This is a genomic window from Microbacterium umsixpiens, from assembly GCF_053543675.1.
Map to the genome: position 1 here is coordinate 8,347 of NZ_JBLVOH010000084.1, position 3,371 is coordinate 11,717.

Here is a 3,371-nt window from a genome sequence, read left to right on the forward strand (position 1 = left end):
GGCCTCTTCCGCGTCCGGAGCCGTTGCCGAAAGGCGGGCGTAGCCTGGAGGCATGACCGACGTCTGGGCGGACATCGCCTCCGAGTTCCTGCACTTCTACCCGCGCGGCCGACGGCTGCTCGCGGTCGCCGGAGCGGATGCCGAGCGCTCGCGACAGGCCGCCGACGCCCTCGCGGCCGCGCTGACGAAAGCGGGACAGCCGGTCCTCCGCGAGCACTCGCCCGAGGGCGACGAAGCCGGGGTGCGCGCGACGGTCACCGCTTTCCGCGAAGACCCGAAGAGCGAGGGCATCCTGCTCGCCTCCGGGCCCGCGGCCTTACTCGGCGAGCGCACCAGGGGAATGTGGAACTACGCCGTGTGGCAGCTGGCCGGCGACGAGCCGCCGCACACGGTCGCGGGGTCGATCGTCGATGTGAGCGACCCCGACCATCCGGTGCGGCGGTTCGCCGACTACTGCTCGCTGCCGGCCTCGTACGGAGCCTGATCCACCAGACCGCTCAGCGCGTGTCGCCCGGTTCGGCGTCGAGGCGCGCGCGGACCTCGTCGTCCAGCACCAGGTCGGCAGCGCCCAGCGCCTCTTCCAGCTGCTCGAGAGAAGAGACCCCGACGACGGGGATCACGGGGACCTCCGCGCCGAGAAGCCACGCGAGGGCGACCTGGTTCGGCGTCGCGCCGATCTCGGCCGCGACCTCGTGCAGCAGCGCACGGCGGGCGTGGCTGGTCGGGTGATCGACCCCACCCCACAGCGGCTTGTCGAGACGCGCGATCCCACCCTGGTGCAACGGCGAGTACACGGTGATGGCGAGCTGCGGACGCTCGGGCGTGCCGGTGGATGCCGCATAGTCGAGCAGGTCGGGCGTGACGAAGTTGTTCCGCCCGATGCGCGGCGCGGGGTACAGATAGCTGTACTGCTGCTGCACCACTCCATAGGGCGCGATGCTCTGCCGCCGCGCCTCCTCTCGCGCCTCGACCACGCGCCAGGTCGGCACGTTGGAGATTCCGGTGATGCCGACGAGCCCTTCTTCCTGGAGCTCGCCGAAGGCGCCGACCGTCTCGGTCAGAGCCACATCGCGGTCGTCCACGTGGCCGTAGAGCACGTCGATGTGGTCGATGCCGAGGTGCCGGGCGCTCTCCGGGGCCTGCCGGCGGATGACCTCGGCGGAGAGTCCCTCGAAGTTCGTCGGCGGGGTGTTCGACAGCGGCTTCGACGGGTCCTTCTGCGCGGCACCGAGCTTGGTGGCGATGCGGAGCGCGTCGCGGTTGCCGCGATCCCTCATCCAACGACCGAGCAGGTCTTCGCTCTCGCGGCCGTGGCCGCCCGCCCAGAGACTGTAGTTGTTGGCGGTGTCGATGAAGGTGCCGCCCGCCTCCACGAACCGGTCGAGGATGGCGCGTGACGTGTCCCCGTCGGTACGGGTACCGAAGTTCATGGCTCCCAGGCACAGCGTCGAGACGTCGAACGCGGTGCGGCCATCGGAGAGGGTGCGGTACTGCATGGTGTTCCTTTCTCGGGGGATGGCTCCACCGTAGAAACAGATCGGCTCGGGGATACACTCCAATCACGATGCAGAACACCAGACCGATTCTCGTATGGGAGACACTCCTCGACCTCGACGAGACGCGCGGCTCCGACGCTGCCCCGCCTCTGCGGGACCGCGTGGAGACCGCGCTGCGCCGCGCGATCGACGAGGGCCGGCTCTCCTCCGGCGCCGCTGTGCCGCCCAGCCGCACCCTCGCGGAGACGCTCGGCGTCTCCCGGTGGGTCGTGACCGAGGCATACGGACAGCTGGTGGCCGAGGGGGTGCTGGAGGCGAGGACCGGTTCGGCCACCCGTGTGGCCGAGCAGAGCGGGGCTCCGCTGCGGGCACCGCGCACGCCCTCTTCCGTCGCCCTCGTGGCCGGCCCGCCCACACGGTACGACCTCCGCCCCGGCATCCCCGACCTGCGGGCGACTCCGAGGTCACGCTGGTCAGCCGCGTTGCGCGCGGCCCTCGCTGCGCTCCCCGACCACGACCTCGCCGCCGCTCACCCGTATGGTTACGCACCGGCGCGCGATGCGGTCGCCGCGTACCTCTCACGCTCGCGGCACGCCATCGCCGACCCCACCCGGATCACGATCACCCACGGCGCCACCGACAGCATGGGAATGCTCGCCCGCGAGCTGCACCGCCGCGGCCACCGGACGATCCTCGTGGAGGACCCGAGTTGGCCGCGGTTGCGCGCAGTCGCGGAGGAGAACGGTCTGCATCCGGTTCCGGTGCCCGTGGACGACGACGGCATCGACACCGAGCAGCTGCGCGCGCTCGCATCCCGCACCGGGGCCGGGGCCGCCCTCGTGACTCCCGCCCACCAGTTCCCCCTCGGCGCGGCACTCGCTCCCGCCCGCCGCGAAGAACTGGTGCGCTGGGCCCGTGATCGGGACGCGCTGGTGATCGAGGACGACTACGACGCCGAGTTCCGCTACGACCGCCGACCCGTCCCCGCCCTGCAGCGCCTCGCGCCGGACCGCGTCGCGCTCGTCGGCTCGCTGTCGAAGTCGGTGTCACCCGCGCTGGGGCTCGGATGGATGCTGCTCCCGCCGGACATCGCTTCCCCGGTCTCGACGGCTCCGCCCTCCCTCATCGACCAGGCCGCTCTCGCGGAGTTCCTCACGCGCGGTGACCTCGAACGGCACCTGCGCTCGTCCCGCACCCGGTTCCGTCGCCGGCGGCAGCGGCTGCTCGACGCGCTCGAACGCGCCCTGCCCGAGCTGACCGTGACCGGCATCGCCGCGGGGATGCATCTGGTGCTGGCCGTGCCCACCGGCTCATCCTCCACCGACATCACCGCAGCAGGGGCTGCAGCGGGCCTGGCGCTCACACCGTTGGCCCGCTACGAGGTCCGCGACCGGCATCCGGATTCCCTGGTGCTCGGCTACGGCAACCTCGACGACACTCTCGTCGAAGAAGCCGTACTCCGGTTGGCGACCCTCCTCGGAGGCCGCTGAGCGGGACCTCTTCCCGCGTCAGCGGAACGACGCCGCGACCGAGTTGCGGTGATAGTCGAACACGATGCTCGTGCGAGTGGAGGCGACGCTGCTCTGGGCCGAGAGATGCTCGAGCACGAACTCGCGCATCTCGGACGAGTCGGCGACCGCGATGTGCAGCAGGAAGTCGTCGTCACCTCCGAGGAAGAAGACCTGGATCACCTGCGGCAGCACGCGCACGCGGTCCGCGAACTCGACGATGCTCTCGCGCCGTCCGCTCGGGCGCAGCGTGACGCCGATGACGGCTTGGAGTCCGGCACCCAGCATCCGCTCGTCCACACTCGCGTGGAACCCCGTGATCACGCCGCGGTCGACGAGCGCCCGCAGCCGGGTGTGGGCGGTCGAG

General features: G+C 71.3%; 4 protein-coding genes. 2 read left to right on the plus strand and 2 right to left on the minus strand.

Features of this window, described 5'->3' with window-relative positions:
• The first annotated feature begins 52 nt into the window (after positions 1-52).
• Positions 53-484 (plus strand): hypothetical protein, encoded by a 432-nt coding sequence (locus tag ACNPM4_RS08720; RefSeq protein ID WP_105710415.1) that lies wholly within the window; start codon positions 53-55, stop codon positions 482-484.
• A 13-nt stretch (positions 485-497) separates the two neighbouring features.
• Here ACNPM4_RS08720 and ACNPM4_RS08725 read toward each other — a convergent pair whose 3' ends face one another.
• A complete protein-coding gene (locus ACNPM4_RS08725) occupies positions 498-1,496 on the minus strand; it encodes an aldo/keto reductase (RefSeq protein ID WP_105710416.1) in 999 nt (332 codons plus the stop codon).
• 68 nt (positions 1,497-1,564) lie between these two features.
• Here ACNPM4_RS08725 and pdxR point away from each other — a divergent pair, with 68 nt between their 5' ends.
• Entirely contained in the window at positions 1,565-2,986 is a 1,422-nt protein-coding gene (gene pdxR, locus ACNPM4_RS08730; RefSeq protein ID WP_448985419.1) for a MocR-like pyridoxine biosynthesis transcription factor PdxR, read from the plus strand.
• 18 nt (positions 2,987-3,004) lie between these two features.
• Here pdxR and ACNPM4_RS08735 read toward each other — a convergent pair.
• Positions 3,005-3,371 (minus strand): Lrp/AsnC family transcriptional regulator (locus ACNPM4_RS08735; RefSeq protein ID WP_448985420.1); only part of this gene is annotated, 367 nt, incomplete at its 5' end.

What these genes read in the sequence shown, in the direction of transcription:
- ACNPM4_RS08720 (WP_105710415.1), top strand. Translation starts at nt 53, where the DNA reads ATGACCGACGTCTGGGCGGACATCGCCTCCGAGTTCCTGCACTTCTAC.
- ACNPM4_RS08725 (WP_105710416.1), bottom strand. Translation starts at nt 1,496, where the DNA reads ATGCAGTACCGCACCCTCTCCGATGGCCGCACCGCGTTCGACGTCTCG.
- pdxR (WP_448985419.1), top strand. Translation starts at nt 1,565, where the DNA reads ATGCAGAACACCAGACCGATTCTCGTATGGGAGACACTCCTCGACCTC.